The organism is Klebsiella sp. AqSCr (assembly GCF_008452795.1).
GTDB lineage: Bacteria > Pseudomonadota > Gammaproteobacteria > Enterobacterales > Enterobacteriaceae > Klebsiella > Klebsiella pneumoniae.
On sequence record NZ_MJDM01000005.1, the window covers coordinates 1338414 to 1361358 of the forward strand.

18 protein-coding genes and 1 pseudogene are annotated in these 22945 nt (G+C 46.2%); 3 read left to right on the top strand and 16 right to left on the bottom strand.

What is annotated here, in order from left to right; genetic code table 11:
- Positions 1–17: 17 nt before the first annotated feature.
- From BHE81_RS10610 to BHE81_RS10655, 10 genes are all read right to left on the bottom strand, one after another.
- Positions 18–1460, bottom strand: coding sequence for a lipopolysaccharide biosynthesis protein (locus BHE81_RS10610; RefSeq protein WP_019705203.1), 1443 nt, complete (start codon positions 1458–1460; stop codon positions 18–20).
- A complete protein-coding gene (locus tag BHE81_RS10615) occupies positions 1457–2458 on the bottom strand; it encodes a glycosyltransferase (RefSeq protein WP_130943308.1) in 1002 nt (333 codons plus the stop codon). The genes BHE81_RS10610 and BHE81_RS10615 overlap by 4 nt, the downstream gene beginning before the upstream one ends.
- Positions 2459–2487: 29 nt before the next feature.
- On the bottom strand, positions 2488–3345 hold the full coding sequence (locus BHE81_RS10620) for a glycosyltransferase family 2 protein (RefSeq protein WP_020723561.1): 858 nt from the start codon (positions 3343–3345) through the stop codon (positions 2488–2490).
- A gap of 35 nt (positions 3346–3380) precedes the next feature.
- Entirely contained in the window at positions 3381–4385 is a 1005-nt protein-coding gene (locus tag BHE81_RS10625) for a glycosyltransferase family 4 protein (protein WP_077250752.1), read from the bottom strand.
- Between the two features lie 16 nt (positions 4386–4401).
- Complete coding sequence (locus tag BHE81_RS10630) at positions 4402–5613, bottom strand: EpsG family protein (protein ID WP_110246522.1); 1212 nt, start codon at positions 5611–5613, stop codon at positions 4402–4404.
- Positions 5603–6700, bottom strand: coding sequence for a hypothetical protein (locus BHE81_RS10635; protein WP_019705206.1), 1098 nt, complete (start codon positions 6698–6700; stop codon positions 5603–5605). Before BHE81_RS10635 ends, BHE81_RS10630 begins: the two co-directional genes overlap by 11 nt.
- A 68-nt stretch (positions 6701–6768) precedes the next feature.
- Positions 6769–8928 carry a polysaccharide biosynthesis tyrosine autokinase gene (locus BHE81_RS10640; RefSeq protein ID WP_019705207.1) on the bottom strand — a complete coding sequence of 720 codons (2160 nt, stop codon included), beginning with the start codon at positions 8926–8928 and terminating at the stop codon, positions 6769–6771.
- An 18-nt stretch (positions 8929–8946) separates the two neighbouring features.
- Positions 8947–9381 (bottom strand): phosphotyrosine protein phosphatase, encoded by a 435-nt coding sequence (locus BHE81_RS10645; protein WP_001565664.1) that lies wholly within the window; start codon positions 9379–9381, stop codon positions 8947–8949.
- Between the two features lies 1 nt (position 9382).
- Positions 9383–10519: a polysaccharide export protein gene (locus BHE81_RS10650; RefSeq protein WP_019705208.1), complete on the bottom strand. Its 1137-nt coding sequence runs from the start codon at positions 10517–10519 to the stop codon at positions 9383–9385.
- Between the two features lie 144 nt (positions 10520–10663).
- Positions 10664–12097 (bottom strand): capsule assembly Wzi family protein, encoded by a 1434-nt coding sequence (locus BHE81_RS10655; RefSeq protein WP_019705209.1) that lies wholly within the window; start codon positions 12095–12097, stop codon positions 10664–10666.
- Between the two features lie 286 nt (positions 12098–12383).
- On the opposite strand from BHE81_RS10655, the gene BHE81_RS28205 reads away from it, so the two are divergent.
- Positions 12384–12509 carry a hypothetical protein gene (locus BHE81_RS28205; protein ID WP_369744290.1) on the top strand — a complete coding sequence of 42 codons (126 nt, stop codon included), beginning with the start codon at positions 12384–12386 and terminating at the stop codon, positions 12507–12509.
- A gap of 547 nt (positions 12510–13056) precedes the next feature.
- On the opposite strand, the gene BHE81_RS10660 is transcribed toward BHE81_RS28205, so the two are convergent.
- Positions 13057–13686 carry a phosphatase PAP2 family protein gene (locus BHE81_RS10660; protein ID WP_019705210.1) on the bottom strand — a complete coding sequence of 210 codons (630 nt, stop codon included), beginning with the start codon at positions 13684–13686 and terminating at the stop codon, positions 13057–13059.
- A gap of 315 nt (positions 13687–14001) precedes the next feature.
- Positions 14002–14975 (bottom strand): annotated as a pseudogene (gene galF / locus BHE81_RS10665) (GalU regulator GalF).
- A 759-nt stretch (positions 14976–15734) separates the two neighbouring features.
- On the opposite strand from galF, the gene BHE81_RS10670 reads away from it, so the two are divergent.
- Positions 15735–17318, top strand: a complete 1584-nt coding sequence (locus tag BHE81_RS10670) for a TerC family protein (RefSeq protein ID WP_004151147.1) — start codon at positions 15735–15737, stop codon at positions 17316–17318.
- Between the two features lie 637 nt (positions 17319–17955).
- Here BHE81_RS10670 and asmA read toward each other — a convergent pair.
- The 4 genes from asmA to alkA form a co-directional block, all read right to left on the bottom strand.
- On the bottom strand, positions 17956–19803 hold the full coding sequence (gene asmA, locus BHE81_RS10675) for an outer membrane assembly protein AsmA (RefSeq protein ID WP_110246521.1): 1848 nt from the start codon (positions 19801–19803) through the stop codon (positions 17956–17958).
- 30 nt (positions 19804–19833) lie between these two features.
- Positions 19834–20415, bottom strand: a complete 582-nt coding sequence (gene dcd, locus BHE81_RS10680) for a dCTP deaminase (protein WP_004151145.1) — start codon at positions 20413–20415, stop codon at positions 19834–19836.
- A 90-nt stretch (positions 20416–20505) separates the two neighbouring features.
- The gene (udk, locus tag BHE81_RS10685; protein WP_002912442.1) at positions 20506–21147 is read right to left on the bottom strand and encodes a uridine kinase; all 642 of its coding nucleotides are present in this window, start codon (positions 21145–21147) and stop codon (positions 20506–20508) included.
- 114 nt (positions 21148–21261) lie between these two features.
- Positions 21262–22110, bottom strand: coding sequence for a DNA-3-methyladenine glycosylase 2 (gene alkA / locus BHE81_RS10690; RefSeq protein WP_004213673.1), 849 nt, complete (start codon positions 22108–22110; stop codon positions 21262–21264).
- 137 nt (positions 22111–22247) lie between these two features.
- On the opposite strand from alkA, the gene yegD reads away from it, so the two are divergent.
- A partial coding sequence (gene yegD, locus BHE81_RS28700; RefSeq protein ID WP_085898093.1) for a molecular chaperone occupies positions 22248–22945 on the top strand: 698 nt, incomplete at its 3' end.

Genomic DNA, 22945 nt, shown 5'->3' on the forward strand with positions numbered 1-22945 from the left:
CAAAAGTACCTTAAGGATTAAAACGATTGATGCTGTTTTTTTGAAATCTTCTTTATGATTAATTCTCTGATATCAGATGACGAAAAAAAACTAGCCAAGAAATACACAACCACACCAATACATGTTGAAGTCAAAACTATAAATACGTCACTTCTCGCAACTAAACTTTGTAGATATATATAAATGGCTGACACCATTAATAAAGTTGAAAGTATAATTGGGAGAATTTTCTTAAGGAAAACAACAATACTTGAATCAAGAATTTTAAAAACAAAATACATTGCAGGAAAAAAATTAATAACATTAGCAATGAAGTAGAGTTTAACGAAGCTGACAATGTCTAATTTGGCTCCAATGATGAATGACGTCAACTGAAGTAATGTACCGAATATGCCTAAATATAGAAGAGTTCTTGTTTTGTTTTTTGCCATGAAAACAGAACCAGTAGTGCTTAGAACAGATTGCATAATGCCAATAGGGGCTAACCAAGTTAGTATATTTGCAGTAATATGCCATTGTGGGCCAAAAACCCAATTTACAAATGGAACGCTTAAAACTGCTATTCCAGACATTAATGGCGCTGAAAGAAAAAGAACAAAAAATGTACAATTCAAGTATATTGACGCAATTTTTTTATTATCATCTTGGTGATGGCTAAGTACGGGATACAAAGACCTAGTTGCTACAAAGGTTAGGCTTTGCAATGGAAACAACATAATCCTATATGCCAAATTATAACTTCCCAACACCACAATCGACATATATCGACCTATAATAAAACTATCAGCATTCCTAGCAAAGTAGTTAATAATATTAAATAATGAAACGTTTGCACTAAACCCAAAAATTTTCTTTAACTCATGATATACTATTATTTTTGAGAAAGAGGGATGCCATTTAGAACAAATCCAAAACTGAATCGCTGAGATTAAATTTAATGAAACAGCTTGTATTACTAAGCTATAGACACCAAAGCCCATCTTAGCCGTAATTAACGCCAAAATTACTGAAACTGTAGACGAGAATATCTCAATAAATGAAATGACTTTGAACTTTGATTCTCGTTGCAATAATGCCAAATGGGCACTAGCACTACTCGAAAGTGGAAAGATAATACTCATGCTGATCAGTACTTCTATCAATCTTGGTTGTTTATATATCTCTGATATAACAGGCGATCCCAAAATGACCAGAAGTGCAAATATACAGCCCATCAAAACATTGACCCAAAAAACAGTGTTAATCAAGTCATTAGTAAGTTCTTTTTGTCTTATGATTGCTGAAGAAGTACCTAAGTCTCTCAACAGCATACCTAAGTTAATAATAACTAAGGCCATAGCCATTAAACCATATTCCGAAGGAGGAATGATTTTTGCGAGATAAATAACGTTAACTAGTTGTACACAAATCTTAAAAAATTGCGAGAAGGCATTCCATTTAGCGTTAGAAAGTAAATTCATTTTAAAAACCTAGTTAGTGATAAAAACCTACCACTGAGATAATAATATCTTACCTTTATAAATCTGGCTATCCTATATACGGAACCAGAATTAAATCTCCATCTCTCAATCCAATTAGGATTCAGTTGATTATATATCTTTGCAAGCTCTGTTTTATGATAATTAGAATTAATCTCATCACTAATGACGTAGCCACATTTTATCAGTTTTAATATAAAAAAACGGAGCGCTTTAAATTTACTCGATGATCCAGCTTTGTCATAATATCTGTAATAAATATTCTTAACAGAATAAAGATATCCATCGGCGTTTTTTTCTGAGTGCGCGGATGTCATTATAGAATTACTGCGGATACGTCTTTGGTAAATTTTATCATTTATACAAAATACATTTACATCTTTATTCAGTAGCAATCCTAGGGTGAATAGATTATCCTCATGTAGAATATTAGGAATGAATTCATTTCCTTCAAATAAATATTTTTTAAACACGTACATGCATGGCTGAACAAAAAAAGACCTATATTTTATTGATTTAATGAAAAAGTCACTGCTTGACATGATAGAATTACATGTTTGTCTCGCTCTTTCATATATCGGCATAAAAGAGTTAGTTGTATCAATATCATAAAACACTGAGCCAGCAAAAAACAGTATATCGATATTGCCATTATTTAAGATATTGAAAATTTTAGCTAAGGAACCTGGAGCTATTTTATCATCACTATCTAAAAAGAATATGTAATCCCCTTTTGCTCTTTCTACTCCTAAGTTTCTTGTTAATGAAATACCACTATTACTTTTTTTTATGATAGTAATGCTTTCATTTTCATTATATTTTTCTAAAACAGAAAGACTGTTATCTGTTGAACCATCATCAACCACTATAATTTCAATAAATGTTAAATCGATGGCTTTTTGTTCCAATATTGAATCTATGCAATCTACAATATATTTTTCAGTATTATATAAAGGGATTACGAAACTAACGATTTTCAATTTAACCTCTCATTAAGCCATTATCGCTTCTAGGCTCGCTTGGGTTTCTGAATATTTAGCTTAAGCAATATAACCATAATAAATGAAATGATTTTCAAATAATATCTTATAAGAAAGGCACTGATTTTTTCAAATCTTGTTAATTCTGCTCTCGAAGATAAATACGCAACATCTTTTATGGGGGGAAGAAGAAATTTTAAAGTACCGATTATGGATAATTTTTTATACTGTCCACCAATAACCCTAACCCTTTTGGAGACAATCTCTTTTAAAGACGCCCTAATAGGGTGCATAACAATAACGTCATCCGCATAAACTATGCCAATATTCTCTTTGGTTGCACGCAGATTCCACTCTATATCACCTCCAGAGAAAAGATTACTATCAAAATAACCAACCCTATCAATGAAACTCTTATGTATAAATAAATTCGCTGTTACACATTCTCCACGACTTGCATTTGTTTTTTGATCAAACGCATACGCTTTTTCATAACAAGCCGAAAAGGTCATTTTTTTGGAACCGGTTTCATCAAATAGCTTAATATTTCCAGCCACTCGATCAGTTTTATTATCTAAATATTTTAGTGCAGATTCTAACCATTTTGGAGATACAAGACAATCAGCATCGGTAAAAGCAATATATTTACCGTTTGCTAGTTTTAAAGCTGTATTTCGTGCAGCATAAGAACCTGGCGTTGGTTCATGTATTATTTTGAAGTTCGAGGGTACTTCACAATATTCTAATAACTGTGGGTTATTATCCACAATAATGACTTCGAATAAACTTGGAGAAATTGTCTGTTCAATTAAAGAATGAATACATTTAATTGTACGCGGTACATCATTAAAGGTAGGTACTATAACAGTGAATAATAACTTGTCCATGAAATGCTTCCTGTTGGCATAGTAATATATATAAGCTACTTATTGTGCATTTTAGTTATGGCATCTTTCACTTTTGCTCTAACTATATCCCAATTATAATGCTTACTAACTTTATATCCTTTTTCAATAAGCTCACTCTTTAGTGAATTATCATTTATTATCGAATTCATTGCACTTGCGATCTCATTTATATTAAGAGGATTTACTAATATGGCAGCATCCCCTGATATCTCTGGCAGAGAGCTTACATTTGATGTTATTACTGGAGTACCGCAAGACATAGCTTCAACGACTGGCAGTCCAAATCCTTCATAAAGTGAAGGGAAAACTAATGCAGCGGCACCTTTATATAATGATGCTAATTCACTATCAGTTTGAGGTCCTATAAAATGGACATTATCATTTAGCGACTCGTTGTTGATATAATCCATTAATTCTGGACTAGCACTTCCTGTTATCAATACTTTATATTCATCAGTTTTTAATAATTTAAACGCTTTTAGGCTGGAAATCTCATTCTTATGTTTTTTTCTATTTCCTACAATTAAAAAATATGGTTTGCTATATATAAAAGGTTTAACATCTCTATTAAATTCTTTCGACACCCCATTTCCTACGACATAGACTTTTGTAGGTTTTATATTCGCCCATTCGACAATTCTTTGCTTAGTAAATTCAGAAACCGTAAGAATAATTGGAACTTTTTTACAAGCTCTCTTTAATATTAGATTATAATATATTTTTTTTAAGTAACTACTATTATGCTCTACGTCTATATGGTTTAAATCATGAACAGTAATTATTGTTTTTTTAAAGTTAAATAAGGGAGGGTTGTAACCCGGTGTCAAAAAAATATCATTTTTATGATTAAATGCTAAATACAGTGACAACTTAAAAGGATCTAATGGACTCGCTGGATTTGATCTCAATTTCAATGGCTTAAAGGATTCATTGTTATCATAAATTTCTTTTGCAAACCGACCAATACCATGTGGCCCGAGCCATCGGGCATCAAAAATTATCTTTCTACTGTAATTCATTTCAATACCTACTATTTTAATTAAAATAATATAAGAATTCCGTTCCAGCCCACGGGTAGCTATACCATAAATTCATATATGCTTCAGGGCCAGTCAATAAATCTTTATTAGGACCTAAACTATAAATCTTATATAGATTATAAGCTATTAATAAAAACCCAAGTATAGTTAGTTGCTTTTTAAAAGCATAAAACATTATTAATCCATTATAAAATACAACCAATAGCATTAAGAACCGAAATGAAAGCGTTGGAATTGGCATGAAAATCAAATACAAAATTGTACCGCAAAATAATAAATTTCTAAATCTATCAGCTTGGAGACTATCATTTTTACATAAAAACAAACCAGCAAAAAATGAAATTATCAAGAATTTTAAATAACCAATATCAACACTTCGTCCACTTGTGTCAGCGTAATACAATAACTTATATGTCGAGGCACCTAATAGATTATAAGAAATGATAATGCCTATTGCTATATTAAATGCTAATAAAAAGCCAAGGCTTACTATAATGATTATTAACCTTGTTTTCTTTGAACCTTCCATAATAAAATAAAACAAAGGCAAAATAATCAAAGCAGTCATATGAGAAATAACTGCCAGAAATGCGAAGACTAAACAAGAAATGTATTTTTTATTTAAAAGAAGACTTATTGCATACAATAAAAAAACACAAGAAATTGCTTGTCGCATATTTTGTGTAATTATTATACATGATAACAATGAAAAACAAGCAGCTACACATATCGATCTGTGTTTCTTTTCAATATTAACTAATACAAATACCTCTAACCATATGTAATATAATAGTAGTACAAATAACAGAACAGCAAACATGATCATAAAGGGTTCTTTAATACCAAAGATGCCCCCTATCACCTTAAAATACAATGTAATAAAAAATTCCACACCATTTGAAAATGACTCATAAAAAATAGTCCCACCTTTATTCACATCATAAAAAGCTGGGAGATATATATTAGCGAAGTCATCTTTAATTGTCCCAGATACATAGTTTCGCGATGCGAAAGTGAATGCAGCACCTAGAATGGAAATTAGAGTAAAACCTACCCTTGCGCCGAAATTGCTCCCTAACCCTAATATTAAAAAAAATATAGGAATGCAGAATCCTAACAACGGAGAATAGCAAAGTATTAGGCCACATATAGTTATGAGTAATACAATATATAACTTTATAGAAGCGCTTTGTAAGTCATTGGTCATTAATAAACTCGCTAATTATATTTTCAATTTCACGAACTTTGTTTTGCCAAGAGTATTGCATAAGGGAAGTTTTAATATCTCGGTTACAAGGCGCTTGATACGCTAAAAGATATTTTTCTACAAGATTACATTTATCATACTTAAAAAGAAAATCATAAGTACATTCATGCTCCACTTGCGAATACAATACCTGTAACCCTGACGCCGCATATTCCCATAATTTCATTGGACTTCTACCTTTATTAGATAAATGATCATTTAATAGAAGAAGCCCCACCTTATATTTGCTTAGTTTAATTGGTACGTCATTATAAGAGATGGCACCGTAGAAATTTAAATTCTTATATTTTTCTTTTAATGCCGTTACTTTATCTTCACTATTTTTCTCGATTGGACCATAGATATCAAAAAAATGATCTGAAAAATTTTTGCATAATAGTTCTAAAGCATCAAAATCAAAACGATAATCTAACGAGCCAATATACACGCTGCCAGTTCTTACTGAGTCTTTAGTTCTACTATCGAAATGTAAGTGGTCAAAGCCATTGCTAATAACAAAATATTTTTTTGCCTTAAATTCATCTGGATATTGTTTTTTTATACTCGCAATTACATCTTGAGAAGTGCCAATTACGATATCACTTTTAGCAATAATTTTTCTTTCATAATATTTGACTTTATCTCCTGACATTTGCAAGTAATTATCGGTAGGTCTATATATCAGCATTTTATAACTGAGAATGCCTAACAAAGGTTCAAAATATGGATAGTCACAAATTACAACATCAAAGTAATTTTTTTTTAAATGTAAAAGAGATAATTGCCAAAATAATTTATTTATTGATGAGCATATTTTATTGTATTTTAACGTAATAGGAAAGATTGTAACAGGCTTGATAACATTTACACTATCATCAAGTTTCTTTTGCCCTTTAACTGTTTTCCTCATCATTTTATGTATCAACGAACTAGGTGTACCTATATAGGAGACTAAATTGTTTTGAGCTAAACCGTTAGCATAATGATGACTACCTATTTTGAAAAAAGATATATCACCCGTATGACTGATGATTAATATTTTTTTCATAAGAGTCCTTACAATGGGTGTTGGTAACAATATAATAATATGAGACTCATATGAGTCTCATATATTCCTCAATGCTTATCTTTATAAGAATATCCGTAATGTGTGTAGCCATAGCTATAATAACTGCTGGCTTTTTTAACTACACCATTCAAAATACACCCTTTAACAATCACACCACTTTGCTCGAATCTTTTAAAACTAACTTCAATTTCCTTTGTAGTGTTTTGCTCGAATCTTGCAACTAATAGTGTTGTTCCTACATAGTTTCCAATAATAGCGGCATCTGTGACAGCTAATATAGGTGGAGTATCCATAATAACCAAATCATAATTTTGATTAGCCCAAGTCAATAGTTCTTGTAAGCGCTTGTGCATAAGTAATTCGGCTGGATTTGGAGGCACAATACCTCTTGATATAAAATCAAAATTGATATTTTTTACGTTTTTAATAAGGGCTTTGAGTTCAATTTTCCCTGACAAGTAATCAGATAGCCCATTCGAATTTTCTGTATTGAACAGTTTATGGGTATATCCCTTACGCATATCTGCATCTATGAAAAGTACTTTTTTACCGCTTTGTGATATTACGGCTGCTAAATTTGTACTTACGAATGTTTTACCTGCATTAGGACTTGCACCGGAAATCATTAATATATTATTTCTAGCCTCCATCATTGCAAAATGTAGACTAGTTCGCAATCCTCTAATTGATTCAATGGCTAGGTCCGCAGGATTTTGAATAGCAAGAAAATCAATATCCGTATGCTCTACTTTTGCCCATTGTTTTTTCTTAGAAGATTTTGCAGCGAAATCCTCTGAAACAGGAATGCTCGCATATACATTAATCCCCAGTTCTTCTAATTGCTCGGGTGACTCTATTCCACGTCTTAAAAAGACTTTTAATAAAACCAAGCCAATAGATAACATTGAGCCAGCCACTATACCCAAAAGCACAATTAAAACTTTCTTAGGCTTAACTGGTTTGGTTTGAGTGACAGCGTCATCAATAATCCTAACATTACCTATAGCACTTGATTTGGATATATTTAATTCTTGCTGTCGGTTCAATAATTGCATATAAACCGCGCGGCCAGATTCAACATCACGGCTCAACCTCAAAACTTCTTGTTGAGTTTCTGGCATTGACGCAACTCGCTTATTTAACTTATTCTTTTCATCTTGAAGCGTTTTCCTTTTCTCTAACAGAGCCTTGTATGTGGGGTGCTCTTTTGTATAAAGCTGTGATATTTCAGACTCTCTAAAAGTTAGTTCATTTAATTGATTGTCAGCATTAACAATTTGATCAAGGACGGATTTAGCTTCTAATGAAAGATCTACTGAATCATTTTGTCGTCTGTATTGATTTAGTTTATCTTCAGCAACATCTAGTTCAGCCCTGACCTTTGGTAATTGTTGATTTAAAAAATCAAGACTTTTTGCATCCTGCGCAGCTTGTCTAGCGATATTTTGCGCCAAATAGTTACCACTAACACTATCAATTATTTTTTTTATTAATACTGGATCTTCACCTGTAAGCGATATAGTTAGCATACCAGTGTCTTTCCCTTGGTCACTGATGGAAAGAGACTCCTGCAAGTCTGTTATCGCACGCAATTTTGTCACATAAGATATCGTGAATACCGTACCAGGAAGAGCATCTACTTTATTAATTTTTATTGAGAACCCATCTTTATTAATTAATTCCCCTACGGTACCTAGTATTTTGTCATTTCCATTCTCAACTATAAAATGAGTATTATCTCTCACTGTTAAAGAAATTTCTGGCGTTTCATCGTTATTTGAATCTATATACAGATGCGAAACTTCTAATGATCCTTTTTTTTCACCAGATAACCTAGCCCAACCTTTACCTAATATAGGAAAGTGATTTTCTTTAACTCTCGCCTGTAAGTTTAAGTCATCGACTGTTTTTCCCAATATCATTCTAGATTGCATTAGCGCAATTTCTGGCGCTGACTGCGGTTGTGAGTCAGGTAACATCTGACTCAAATTACTTAATATTGCGTTAGCTTGCTTCTGTTCTACCTGAATCAAGGCATCAGCTTGGTAGATTGGGGTAGCAAAAATAGCATAAACCAGAGCAATAAGAGTGAATAAAGACGTTAATGAAATTATCAATTTTCGATGATCGATCAACTCGCCAAGGAGTTTGCCTAAATCGAAATTATCATTTCCCTTTTCGGCAATCTTTTTAATATTTGGTGACATTCATTAATTCCTGATGTGTTAGTTACTCAACTTTTCAGCCCAGAGATTACCAGCTTGTTCAATTAACTTATAAACCAATTCAAATGCTTCTTGGCTTTTCTTGTATGGATCTGGAATTTCTCTCTGACCTAACCAATGTCCGAAAAGCATAACTTTACCTCTTACTTCTGGAGCCATATGACCAATTTCTTCGATATGTTTTTTTTCCATTACTAGAATTAGGTCATACTGTCGTCCCATTGATGATGTAAATTGCTTACCTTTATGCCCCTCGAGACTAACACCATTACTTGAAGCCACATATTTAGCAGTTTCATCGGCACTATGATCGATCAAAGCCCCTGTGCCGGCTGAGTCAATTATTTTTCCAGGAAGTACCTTCCGTAAATAGCGTTCCCCCATAGGGGAACGGCAAATATTACCTGTGCAAACAATTAATATTGAATTAAACATACTATGGCCAATCCTTAATAAATTTCGCAGTTTCCGTCATGTCATGAACACCGGTAATAGTCGGCACAAGCTGAGAAATCACACGATTCCAACGTACTAAAGGAGCAGTTGTGACATAAACGATATCGTATGGTTGTAACTGAAATTCTGTTCCCAGTACCATTGCCGAAGCATCTTGCGCATTAAGTTGATAAATGTTAGCTATTTTACCTTGTTTATCACCTTTCAACTGGCGAATTACAAACACACCTGTTGCGTCACTGAACGCCTGCGACATTCCTTCAGCATTTCCTAATGCTTCAGCAACGGTCATACCGCTGCGGTCCATTTTTAAGGTACTTTGTTTGCCCACCTCACCCATGACAAAAACTTTCAAATCATCATTACGTGGTACAAAAAGTATATCGCCGGGATAAAGCAGATGATTCTGCGTCAAGTCCCCTTTCTGCATTAATGCGTAAAGTGAGATTTTTGTATCTTTACCATTATGAGTCAGCACCACGTTACGCCAGTCTGCGTCTGGTGCCAATCCACCAGCATTATTAATCGCATCCATGACTGTTAGTGGGATATTCGTGATGGGCTGTTGTCCTGATTTTGCAACTTCACCAGTAACATATGCTTTTTGCGAACGGAATGCAGCAACGCTAACATCAACCTGTGGACTTTCAATATAGGTAGTCAAACGACTCGCTATTTCCTGGCGTACCTGGCTCAAGGTTTTTCCCGCCACCTGTACCTTACCGATATAAGGATAGAAAATGGTGCCATCGGAGTTGACCCAGTTACCGGTGTCGCTGGCGCTGCGGTATTGGCCTGCAGGAGTAGTTAGTTCAGGGTGGTCCCATACGGTAACCATCAGTACGTCACCTACCCCAATACGATATTCATAACTACGGAGTAAGTTATCCAGTTGCGGATTGGGACGAGCCAGAACGGTTTCTGGGCGAAGTTGATCAATCAATCCTGGTGTCATCGGATATACATTGACCAACTTATCCAAATCGTAATCACTATCTGGGAGTTCAACCACGTTCTTACGCAGACTGTTTAATCCCTGACCAGGGATGATTGTACAACCCGATAAAAACCCAATTGCCAATGCTAATGCCGAAAATCTAACAAGTTTTTTCTTCATAATGTCACATCATCAGTAAATCAAAATTTGCCAATTCCTGAGCAGCTGTCATAGCCGTTGCTTACCTGCCGGCTTGTGGAGAGATGAAAACTGACTGCGTCCTGCAGCGCTACCACCCTCTCTCCCTGTTTTCAGCATTCAGCCTTATAAACTAAATGGTATTTCTATCCCTGCGCTGGCCCCAACGTCGTCGCTGTCGCTGTTGTTCGCGTTGGTGTACCACAGTGATGTACTCAAACGTACCGACTGATACACATCCCCGCTCCAACCGAGCTGTACACCTTTCAAAGTATCGGCATGGGGGAATGCTTTATTGATCGACTGGTTCTCAGGGTTAACTTTGGCGTAAACGAGGCGTGTACTCCAACGCTGGTTATCTTCGGTAATCAGCTCAACCTTCCCGGCAATGAGTTGACCATCCCCACCCATCGCATCCCCCAGTGGATACCCTTGTTGGTAATAACCATCTTTATAGATGTGGTGGGTATAGCTGTAATTGGTTCGGCTCATATTGGTACGAGTATCATGCGCTTCCAGATACCAGTTCACTGCATCCTTACCCCAGCCGTGGTGCCCTTCGACCCCGCCGAGGAACATATTTGCCGAAGGCAGGTAGCCTGACTCATCTTCGCCAATCATCTGTCCGTAGAAACTGACCGGCCAGCCGAGAGTTGGCTCGAGTTTAAACTTAAAGTCAAAACCAGCTAGCTGGTTACCAGGTTCGTTATCTGTCCCAGTATTGTCTTTCCCGGTAAAGCCATCCCAGAAACTGCTAAATGATTGTGGTCGGCCTTCCCCGCCCCACTGCATAATGCGCGACGCGCCTAATTCTAATGACTGGAATGGTGAAAAGGTAAAACGTCCGCCGATAATTTTGGCATGAGGTACTGCGGTATATTGATTCATCTGGCTGGCGGAGATCTGGTACTGCCATGGCCCCACCCAGCGCAACCACCAGGTCTCTGGCGCCGCCTGCTCGGCGCGCTGCATCAGGAAACCGGTCATTGGCCGCATGGCATCCCCGCGAATCAGGCTACCTTCATAGCCAGGCCCCCACCACTGTGGTACCTGGCCAAAAGAGAGCCACTGGTTCCAGAACTTCACCGCGCCGTATGCGCCGTTGGCGTTGAAGCGCGATCCGTTGCTGATCCGCTCTCCCCCTTCAACGTTGCCCTGGAGATGGATATCCCACCACTCGCCGCTGTTGTTGAATGCCAGGCCTAACGAGTTATCCGCCGGCTGCGTCTGACCAAACCCCTGCGGAGTGCCCGGCTGATCGGTTGAAGTGTAGCCGGTGACCCGGAAATCCGCTTTTAAGGCAGACAGTCGCTGGTTGATACGCGCCAGCACCACTTGCTCAGAAGAGTAGGAAGGTTTGGCCTTTTTCAGCGCCCGGGCGATCTCTTCCTGGCTCAGCGGCCAGGTCGACAGGCTCAGATGGATGACCCCGCGATCGGAAAGCCAGGCCAGGTCGTTACGCAAGTCGTTGTCATTTACCACTAACCCGGCCGCGTAAGCCTCGGCTCCCAGGGAGGAAAGCAAACCCAACGTCACGGCAATGCGCGCAATTTTTATCATTGTACAAGATCCATTTTCAGCCCCGCTGTCGTATCTCAATGAGAATGAGGGGAATACCAAGATAGAAAGCGCTCGCGGCACCAGCTGACTTCGCTGTGCAACACCGGCGAGGCAAGTACATTTACCCTAAGCTGCTTGTTAGCCTTATAACATCCACTCAGCTCACAATGTAGGCGAATTTTACCCTACAGGCTATCGATGAGACAGGAAAGTTAATGTCCAGGCGATATCAGCAGCCGCTCCTGGCCAACTTCTGAGGATATCCGTAGAAAATTGATAGATATCTATTGAGGGCGATCATCCTGACCGGGACGATTTTTCAGCCGTTGAAGAGAACCTCTGTGCAGCAGCAAGCGGCTTCAGCGACGCTACCGCCCCTGGCTTAACAGCTACCAGCGCACTGACTACCTGAACGACTTAATTTTTTATCGACCTGTGGATGAATAATTGGTCAGGCCATTATTTTTGGCGGCGTTAAGTTTACGGGATTTCGGTCACAATTGGGAGTGTTGTTACCGAATATCTGCCAATTAATGCCGCCTGTCGTTCTACTGACAAAAAATAAGCGGGTCACCAATTAAGATTATTCACTGATTTCCAGGGTTAGGGATCTTCCCGGTTCTGCTACAACATCACATATGCAGCTAACTGACTGTAAAAAAACGTCTTTTTCTATAGCTCATCTTCATGCAAAAATCAGATGATGGCGTTATAGTCAACTACAATTTCTAATAGTTTCCAGTGTCCGGATATTCATTGAATGTGCATCAGGTGACATCTCAGCGCATTTAAGAAACGTCTGATCAAAGCTATATCCAGGCAAATAAGCAATAACAATGTAGTAGCACTTCATTATTTCATAAATATGAATTATCAATTACCGGGTATATAGTAGATTATTTTCTTATTTGTCTAATTAACCGGCGAAAACTTAATTTCCCCTGTAAAACAAATGGCGATTACCAGGCCTGCTTGTGCAGGTCCTCTCTGGTAAAAGGTTTATCCAGCGGCCCAATTGCGGTGGCGATTTGCCCAAGCAGGGTCTGTGTCGGCGCTTTACTGCCGCTATGCAACAGTATCAGTGGGATCATTACCAGGCATGCAATTCCACCCCAGGGTACTGTCTTATAATCGCAGTCAGAAGTGCGTTTTTGCAACACTAGGAACAAAGCGCTGCCAGCAGCGCCCAGCAGCAGGCCGGCAATCACTTCCGAGACGGAATGCGCATGGATGACCAGCCGCGAATAGCCCACCACGGCGGCCAGAACATAGCCGGTAATAACGGCCGCTTTACGCAGACCGACGGAGAAACGGGCGCTGAGCAGCCACAGGAAGATAGGCCAGAAGGCCGCGGAGAGCGCGGAGTGACCGCTGAAGCCGGTGTAATCCAGCTCGCGAATACCCAGACCCCAGCCCATAAAGGCCAGTTTGGAGGCGCAGACGATAGCGCCGGTGATGCCGAACAGCAAACTCCACTGCCACGCCAGCAAACGCGACGTTTTACGCAGCATCAGGACAATAAACAGCGCCGCTGCGCTGGGCAGCAAAACGGTGCTATCGCCAAAAAATGAGATGAGTTGCCAGTTCATATACCTGTGATCCTTCGATGATGTCCACTGCCGTGCTCAGGGATTATCCGTAATGTCTGTACCAGCTCGCATGCCAATTCATTTCACATTTTTATGCATGCAAGTGAGATGTTTAAAGCGGAAACATGATCGCAGTCAAGTTTTATTTTTGGCTGTCGTTGACCGCTTTTCCTGCGCTTTAGGAATTGTCGCACTAAGTGACTATTCATAAAGCATTATTGCCGCTACTCCGACCATTGCACCACAGAGGCCAGAGACAAACTACCAGAAGTCTCCGAAGCCATACGTTTCTTTACAATCGTTATAACATTCGCGTTATGAATAATTTCTGCATAACGTTATGAGCGGCAGGACGAATGCTTCAGCCTTGCCGCTCGGTTTCAGGCTGGCGCTCAGGCCAGCAGTTTTTTAATGCTTTCGCGGAATTTGGCGCCTTCTTTCAGGTTACGCATCCCGTAGGTGACGAAGGCCTGCATGTAGCCCATTTTCTTCCCGCAGTCGTAGCTTTCGCCGGTCATCAGCATCGCGTCGACGGACTGCTTCTTCGCCAGTTCGGCAATGGCGTCGGTCAGCTGGATACGGCCCCATGCGCCCGGCTCGGTACGTTCCAGTTCGGCCCAGATATCCGCCGACAGCACGTAGCGCCCCACCGCCATCAGATCGGAGTCCAGAGTCTGCGGCTCGTCCGGTTTTTCAATAAACTCGACGATACGCGCCACCTGGCCTTCAGCCACCATCGGCTCTTTGGTCTGGATGACGGAGTATTCGGAGAGATCGCCCGGCATGCGTTTCGCCAGCACCTGGCTGCGGCCGGTCTCGTTAAAGCGGGCGATCATAGCGGCGAGGTTATAGCGCAGCGGGTCAGCGGTGCCGCCGTCAAGGATGATATCCGGCAGGACCACCACAAACGGGTTGTCGCCGACTACCGGGCGGGCGCAGAGGATGGAGTGGCCCAGGCCCAGCGGCTGCGCCTGACGCACGTTCATGATGGTCACGCCCGGCGGGCAAATGGCCTGCACTTCCGCCAGCAGCTGGCGCTTCACGCGCTGTTCCAGCAGGGCTTCCAGCTCGTAGGAGGTGTCGAAGTGGTTTTCCACCGCGTTCTTCGAGGAGTGCGTCACCAGAACAATCTCTTTGATCCCGGCGGCGACGATTTCGTCAACGATGTACTGAATCATTGGCTTATCAACGATCGGCAGCATCTCCTTTGGAATTGCCTTTGTGGCCGGCAGCATATGCATGCCTAGTCCTGCGACCGGAATAACCGCTTTCAAATTCGCCATATTCATCTTCACCTGTTTGGTTGCAAAACACGCGGTTTTGCAAAATTGTACATGTCACAAATCCATTGGAACTGATAATACACGGATACTGCCCGGGCATCTGCCCGCCAAATTCTTAAATTCACTGTCACGTAAAAGAATACACACAACTCCCTTTTACCAACAGTCAGAAGTGAGAATAATCTTATTTTCGTTCAGGTTATTCAGCGGCTCGTTCCTTTGCGCCGCGCGATGTGGCTGAGAGGCCCGTCTATCGGGGTCTGTTGGCCGCCGGCCCCGCCGCGCCGCGCGTAAGCCTGGAAAGAATAGATATAGATAATAAATTTCGCCAGGCAATATATTTCAGCATAAACAGCCGGATATGACGACATATTAGCCTGAATCCGCGGCGGTGAACTGCGATCCGCCCTATTCTGCACTCACTTCATAATATGAATTATGCCGGTTTTGTGAGCGGGCTTCGCGCTTCGCTTCTGCTCTGCGCATCCGCGCTCGCCGTGACGAACCGCGGGAGGAAGCCCTTTCGCCGCCCTCGCTGAAACGCAGCGGAAAAAGTTCTGATATCGGCAAGCTTATTCCATGGTCGCCGCCATGGTGTTATTTTTTCACTGTTCTTTTCCGGAACATAATTCTTATCGGTTCGCTTAATCCGCTGGAAATATATCCACCCACGGCAGGGCGATATCCGCGTCGTTATTGCATTTTAGACTCATCTTATCCATGATCGTGGTAACACATACCGCAGTCGTACAGGTTTTAATACATATGGAATGGATTGCCGATCCGTCAATCTGGGCAGGTCTCGTCACGCTGGTGGTTATCGAACTGGTGTTGGGTATCGATAACCTGGTCTTTATCGCTATCCTCGCCGAGAAGCTCCCTCCCGCCCAGCGCGACCGCGCGCGGATCACTGGCCTGATGCTGGCGATGGTCATGCGTCTTCTGCTGCTGGCCTCTATCTCCTGGCTGGTCACCCTGACCAAACCGCTGATTGTTTTTCACGACTTCAGCTTTAGCGCTCGCGATTTAATTATGCTGTTTGGCGGCCTGTTTCTGCTGTTTAAAGCGACCGTCGAGCTTAATGAGCGGCTGGAGGGGAAAGACAGCGATAACCCCACCCAGCGCAAAGGGGCGAAATTCTGGGCCGTCGTGGCGCAGATCGTGGTGCTCGACGCCATCTTCTCGCTTGACTCGGTGATCACCGCCGTCGGCATGGTCGATCACCTGGCGGTGATGATGGCCGCGGTGGTTATCGCCATCAGCCTGATGCTGATGGCCAGCAAGGCACTGACGCGCTTCGTTAACAGCCACCCGACCATCGTGATCCTCTGTCTAAGCTTCCTGCTGATGATCGGCTTCAGCCTGATTGCTGAAGGCTTCAGCTTTATCATTCCGAAAGGCTATTTATATGCGGCCATTGGCTTCTCGGTCATGATTGAAGCGCTTAATCAGCTGGCGCAGTTTAACCGCCGTCGCTTCCTCTCCGCCAATATGACGCTGCGTCAGCGCACTACCGAGGCGGTGATGAATCTGCTGAGCGGGCAGAAAGAAAAAGCTGAACTGGATGCTGACACAGCGTCGCTGGTCGCCGATCAGGATCAACATCCACTGTTTAATCCGCAGGAAAGACTGATGATTGAGCGGGTGCTGAACCTTAATCAGCGCAGCGTCAGCAGTATTATGACGTCGCGCCATGATATCGAGCGCATCAACCTTAGCGCGCCGGAGGAAGAGATCCGCAGCCTGGTGGAGAAAAATCAGCATACCCGGCTGGTGGTCACCGGCGGGAAGGATAATGAAGATCTGCTGGGGGTGGTACATGTTATTGACCTGCTCCAGCAGTCCCTGCGTCAGGAGCCGCTGGATCTGCAGGCGCTGGTGCGTCAACCGCTGGTCTTCCCGGAGGGGCTGCCGCTCCTCTCGGCGCTCGAGCAGTTCCGCCAGGCCCGCACCCATTTTGCCTTTGTGGTCGATGAGTTTGGCTCCGTCGAGGGGATTGTGACCCTCAGCGACGTGATGGAGACCATCGCCGGCAATCTGCCCAATGAGGTGGAGGAGATCGATGCCCGGCACGATATTCAGCATCATCAGGACGGTTCGTGGACGGTCAACGGCCATATGCCGCTGGAGGACCTGGTGCAGTACGTTCCGCTGCCGCTGGATGATAAACGTGAGTATCACACCGTTGCCGGTCTGTTGATGGAGTATTTGCAGCATGTGCCGCAGGTGGGGGAGACCATTGAGATTGACGGTTATACGCTGCGCACGCTGCAGGTCGACAGCCATCGGGTGCAGAAGGTGCAGATCGTCCCGCCGGTAAAGCAGGATGAGCTGGATTATGAGGTGTAATCGTCAGGCATAAAACGGCCCGGGGTATCCCGGGCCGTAAAATTGATAGCCAGATATCCTGTTTAATGCCTGATGGCGCTTCGCTTATCAGGCCTACGGGATGGCGAACTAATCGGGGTATGACACCCACCGTATAATCCAGACCGGGTCAGGCGTAGCTGCCACACTGCCTGATGGCGCTTCGCTTATCAGGCCTACGGGATGGCGAACTAATCGGGGTATGAAACCCACCGTATAATCCAGGCCGGGTCAGGCGTAGCCGCCACACTGCCTGATGGCGCTGCGCTTATCAGGCCTACGGGATGGCGAGCTAATCGGGGGATGACACCCACCGTATAATCCAGACCGGATCAGGCGTAGCTGCCACACTGCCTGATGGCGCTGCGCTTACCAGGCCTACGGGATGGCGAACTAATCGGGGTATCACATCCACCGTATAATCCAGGCCGGGTCAGGCCTAGCTGCCACACTGCCTGATGGCGCTCGCTTATCAGGCCTATATTAAGTGGCGACGCAAACGGATGTATTGCGCACATCCCAGGCCGGGTCAGGCGCAGCCGCCACCCGGCATCATCGTGAGATCAGACGTTGACGATAAGCACGCAGCCCGGAAACGTCCGGGCCGCGGTGTTGGGAATTACAGCTTATCGAGCAGCTTTTTGGCATCATTGCCGTCTTTACTGCCTTTATTACGCTCAACCCAGTCGTTCAGGCGCTGCTTCGCTTCATCCTGTAGCTGTTTGCGCAGGATCTGATCGACCTGCAGGCTGTAGCTCAGCGATTTCCAGTCACCGTAGATACGCAGCGGGATCGCGGTCTGTTTCAGGCGGTCGATAAGTTTGCCCTCCCCTTTCCAGCCGCCGAGCACGCGCACGTTGAAGCGCATATCGCAGTTCTCTTTCTGCAGATCGAGCTGACCTTCGCCGGTCATCGCCATCACGTCGGACTGCCCCTGCAGGCGGTTCAGCGTCACCAGCCCGTTATCCAGCGTCAGCCGGCTGCTCACGGAATCCAGGCGGGTGGCATTGTCGTAATTTTCCTGCGCCCGCACGTTGGTGCTGCGCTCCACGGCCTGCTGCACCAGCTGCTGGAAGTTCAGCCCTTCGGTGCGGGTATCGGCCATCTGGAGCTGAGCCTGTCCCTGCCAGTGGCGACGGAAATCATCGGCGTCAATGCGCGTTCCGGAAAATTCGCCGCTCAGCGACAGCTTGCCGGTCAGGTTTAAGGAATAGTTAAAGGCTTTGATCAGCGAACCGATCTCCACATTCTGCAGCGCCGGCTGGAACGTCGCCAGCGGCGTGTCGCCGCGGGCATCCAGGGTGCCAGGGAGAGAGAGCTGCCCGCCGTCAAGATTGCCCTGCATTTTGCTGACCGTCAGCAGCCCCTGCTGGTTGCTGATTTCGCTCTGCACCTGCGTGAAGTTCAGACCGCGCCACTGCAGCTGTTCGGCGCTCAGGGCCATTCGGCCGTTGAAGCCGCGCAGGCTCTGGTAATCTTCGCGCTCATCGCTGTCGGCGATCACCGGGCGCAGCGGTCGCGTCTGACTCTGGCCCTGCTGACTGGCGCTACTGTCCGTCGCCGGCGACCTTTGCGCCAGCAGACTATCGAGATCGAGAGTGGTGGCGTGCAGATCCAGCGACCAGTCCGGGCGGTCTCCCAGCACCACGCTGCCGCTGCCGGTAACGGTGCTGCGGTTAGCCATCAGATTCAGGTTGTCAAAACGCAGGGTCTTGTCATCTTCCTGCCAGCTGGCCTGCAGACTCCCCTGACCATTAATGCCGTCCGGTGGGAGCTCGGCGCCGCGCAGCTGCCAGCTAAGCTGGGTAAAGTCGGCTTTTAAGGAGTGCGGATAATCGCCGCCCTGCACGGTGGCGGAGAAGTTCAGCGCCAGGTCGCGCTGGTCGCGGTTCACCCGGCCGGAGAAATCCACGGTGGCCCGGTGATTCTCATCCTGCTCCATCTGCAGACGGATATCGCGCACGGTCACCTGCTCGCCGTTCTCATGCTGGAAGAAGAGCACGCTGTCGGCCACCTGCAGCTGACGCACATCGTAGGACCATCCGCGATCCTCCGGGGCCAGCGGCAGGGTGTTGTCATGCGGCACCACCGGCGCTGAGCTGTCGCGAACCGCCTCGGTTTTCGGGGTCAGCTGGATCACCGCGCCCTTGAGCATCACCTGCTTCACCTGCAGCTGATGCGAGAGCAGCGGCAGCAGCGCCACGTCGAGGCGCATATTGTCGGCGCGGATCACCGGCTCTTCGGCGCCTCGGGCGGTCAGCGTCATCCGTCCGCTGAGAATGCTGAGCTGCGGCCAGACGTGCCAGCGCAGCGGGCCATCAAGGTCAAGCTGATAACCGCTGCGCTCTGCCACCTCATGCACCATATAGGCGCGAAAATCGTTGGGATTGACCAGCAATACCAACGAGGTAAGCCCGGCGACAATGACCGCCAGCAGGATCATCAGCGTTGTCAGTATTCGTCTCATGGCACCCTCAGCAACACCCCGTTGACGTTATCAATCCTTGTCGATTCGGCTCGCCACCGCGCCCTGCTGGTCGCGATATTTGGCGTCTTCACGGCGGTTATACGGCCGGGCCGCCGGGCCCGATAACGGTTCAAAGCTCAGCGCGCCGATGGGCATCCCCGGGCGTAGCGCCAGCGGCAGCTTGCCGGAGTTGTAAAACTCAAGCACGATGCAGCCGGACCAGCCTGGGTCGATACGGTGCGCGGTAACGTGCACCATCAGCCCCAGGCGCGCCAGCGAGGAGCGTCCGTCCAGCCAGCCTACCAGGTCGGCAGGCAGGGTGACAGACTCGTAGGTCACCGCCAGCGCCAGTTCGCCCGGATGCAGGAAAAAGGCTTCCCCTTCCGGCAGGACGATCTCTTCGCTCATCACGCGGTCCAGCGCGGCGCTGACCTCGGCCTTCGGGCCGCTTAAATCGATAAACGGCGCCGTGTGACCACGGAAGGTGCGGAATTTATTACCCAGCCGTACATCAACCGTCGCGCCATTAATACGCTCAACGGGCGGACGCGGATTGATGGCGAGTCGCCCTTCATCCAACCAGGCTTCGATATCTCGGTCACACAGACGCATGGGCTTTCTCCTTATAAGGCTGCTTCCCGCACGCTTCGCGGCGGAGAGGGCAACAGGGCTACTCTTTGCACGTTACACAATTCGGCCAGGTTATTCAAAGAACTGACTGATTTTGGCCTTCAGAATATCAATAGCGATGCGGTTTTTGCCGCCGCGCGGCACGATGATGTCGGCATACTGCTTCGACGGTTCAATAAACTGCAGGAACATCGGGCGCACGGTTTTCTGATACTGGGCCATCACCGAGTCCATGGAGCGGCCGCGCTCGTTAACGTCGCGCTTAATACGGCGCATGAGGCAAATATCGAGAGGGGTGTCAACGAAAATAGAGAAGTTGAGCTCGTTACGCAGGCGCGCATCGGTCAGCAGCAGGATCCCTTCAAGGATAATCACCTTCTTCGGCTCGACGTGAATGGTGTTCGGCGTGCGGGTATGCTCGACGTAGCTATAGACCGGCAGTTCAATCGGCTGGCCGCTTTTCAGCATCTGCAAATGCTGGAACAACAGACTGTGGTCCATTGAGCTCGGGTGGTCATAGTTGGTTTTGACGCGCTCTTCCATCGACAGATGGCTTTGATCTTTGTAATAGCTGTCTTCCGGAATGACGCCAATATGTTCGTCGCCAACTTGTTCACGCAATTCGCGATAGAGAGTACTGGCGATAAGACTTTTGCCAGAAGCCGATGCGCCGGCGATGCCTACAATGACGCACTGATGGGACATATCAGTCATAAATTTTTGCGACCTGATTAACCTGGATAGAGATGGAGGGTGGCGGCGGACCGCCAAACGCGGCAATTATAGGGATTTCAGCGTCCCGATACCAGTGGTATGCGCCCCGGGCGGCTATTCCGCCGCCGGCGCCCAGTCATCGGTATACCAGATATGCAACAGCGCGTAGGATCGCATCGGCTGCCAGCGGCGGGCATAGCGGGCGATGGCGGCCGGGGTCATTCCCGGAAAGCGCTGTTTAATCAGGTAATCATCCGGCAAAAAGATATCTTTCGCCTGCCAGCCGCGCAGGGCAAAGTAGTTTGCCGTCCAGCGGCCAATCCCGGGCAGGGTCTGCAGTTGACGCAGCCCGGCGTCAATATCCGCCGGCGCCGTCAGGGGCAGCTCGCCGCTGAGCGCCGCCCGGGCGAGGTGGATCAGCGCCTCCGCGCGTCGCAGCGGCATCCCCAGCGCCTTCAGCGCCTGCGGATCGGCCCGGGACAGCGCCTCTGGCGTCGGGAACAAGACATATCCAGGCGCCTCCGCCAGCGGTTCGCCCCAGCCAGCCGCCACTTTGGCGGTGAGCCGGGCGGCCATCGCCACGCTCACCAGCTGGCCCAGCACCGCGCGCACCGCCTGCTCGAAGGCATCCAGCGCCCCCGGCAGGCGCAGCCCCGGCCGCGCCTGCGCCAGGTCGCCCAGCGTGCGAGCGACCTGTCGCGGGTCGCAGGCTAAATCAAACAGCTGGCCAATTCGCGCATAGCAGATCTCCGCTACCGGCTGCAGTCCCGGGGAAAGGGTCACCCGCAGGCCCTGCGCCTCTTCGTCCGGCGCCAGATGAATCAGCCCGCGGTGGCCTTCCACGCCAAAGCTGCGGCTGTAGCCCCCATCGTGAAAACGCTCGACGCCGGCAACCGCGCGCGCCTGCAGAAAACCAACCATCCACGCCCAGTCATAGGGCGGGGTCCAGGGTAACAGCACCATAAGCTCTCCTTTATATAGCGTTTCAATGATAGTCGCCCTTGACCATCAGCGCCTTGCTTTTAAATTCCGGTTGTCGGCATGGCGACGATCCGCTAAAGTCGCCCCCCTTCTTCACCGGCATGGGGATTTTGCAGACGATGTTTATTGGTTTTGACTACGGCACCGCCAACTGTTCGGTGGCCGTGATGCGGGAAAATACCCCACAGCTGTTAACGCTGGAAAACGGCAGCGCCCTGCTGCCCTCCATGCTCTGCGCGCCGACGCGCGAAGCGGTCAGCGAGTGGCTCTATCGCCATCATGATGTCCCCACCCACAGCGACGAAAACCAGGCGCTGCTGCGTCGGGCCATCGCCGCCAACCGCGACGAAGACATCGAGGTGCTGCGCAACAGCGTGCAGTTCGGTCTCGCCTCCCTGCAGCAGTATGTTGAAGATCCAGAAGAGGTCTACTTCGTTAAATCGCCCAAATCCTTCCTCGGCGCCAGCGGGCTGAAGCCGCAGCAGGTGGCCCTGTTTGAAGACCTGGTCTGCGCCATGATGCTGCATATTAAGTTGCAGGCCGAAAGCCAGCTGCCCGAGCAGATCGACCAGGCGGTGATTGGCCGGCCGATTAACTTCCAGGGCCTCGGCGGCGATGAGGCGAACGCCCAGGCGCAGGGGATCCTTGAGCGGGCCGCCCACCGCGCCGGTTTCCGCGATGTGGTCTTTCAGTTTGAACCGGTGGCCGCCGGGCTCGATTTCGAAGCGACCCTCAGTGAAGAAAAGCGGGTGCTGGTCGTCGATATCGGCGGCGGAACCACCGACTGCTCCCTGCTGCTGATGGGCCCGCAGTGGCG

Bases quoted from the DNA above. Each gene is read 5' to 3' on its own strand.
- BHE81_RS10610 (WP_019705203.1), bottom strand. From the start codon at position 1,460: ATGAATTTACTTTCTAACGCTAAATGGAATGCCTTCTCGCAATTTTTT.
- BHE81_RS10620 (WP_020723561.1), bottom strand. From the start codon at position 3,345: ATGGACAAGTTATTATTCACTGTTATAGTACCTACCTTTAATGATGTA.
- BHE81_RS10625 (WP_077250752.1), bottom strand. From the start codon at position 4,385: ATGAATTACAGTAGAAAGATAATTTTTGATGCCCGATGGCTCGGGCCA.
- BHE81_RS10630 (WP_110246522.1), bottom strand. From the start codon at position 5,613: ATGACCAATGACTTACAAAGCGCTTCTATAAAGTTATATATTGTATTA.
- BHE81_RS10635 (WP_019705206.1), bottom strand. From the start codon at position 6,700: ATGAAAAAAATATTAATCATCAGTCATACGGGTGATATATCTTTTTTC.
- BHE81_RS10640 (WP_019705207.1), bottom strand. From the start codon at position 8,928: ATGTCACCAAATATTAAAAAGATTGCCGAAAAGGGAAATGATAATTTC.
- BHE81_RS10645 (WP_001565664.1), bottom strand. From the start codon at position 9,381: ATGTTTAATTCAATATTAATTGTTTGCACAGGTAATATTTGCCGTTCC.
- BHE81_RS10650 (WP_019705208.1), bottom strand. From the start codon at position 10,519: ATGAAGAAAAAACTTGTTAGATTTTCGGCATTAGCATTGGCAATTGGG.
- BHE81_RS10655 (WP_019705209.1), bottom strand. From the start codon at position 12,097: ATGATAAAAATTGCGCGCATTGCCGTGACGTTGGGTTTGCTTTCCTCC.
- BHE81_RS10660 (WP_019705210.1), bottom strand. From the start codon at position 13,686: ATGAACTGGCAACTCATCTCATTTTTTGGCGATAGCACCGTTTTGCTG.
- BHE81_RS10670 (WP_004151147.1), top strand. From the start codon at position 15,735: ATGGAATGGATTGCCGATCCGTCAATCTGGGCAGGTCTCGTCACGCTG.
- asmA (WP_110246521.1), bottom strand. From the start codon at position 19,803: ATGAGACGAATACTGACAACGCTGATGATCCTGCTGGCGGTCATTGTC.
- dcd (WP_004151145.1), bottom strand. From the start codon at position 20,415: ATGCGTCTGTGTGACCGAGATATCGAAGCCTGGTTGGATGAAGGGCGA.
- udk (WP_002912442.1), bottom strand. From the start codon at position 21,147: ATGACTGATATGTCCCATCAGTGCGTCATTGTAGGCATCGCCGGCGCA.
- alkA (WP_004213673.1), bottom strand. From the start codon at position 22,110: ATGGTGCTGTTACCCTGGACCCCGCCCTATGACTGGGCGTGGATGGTT.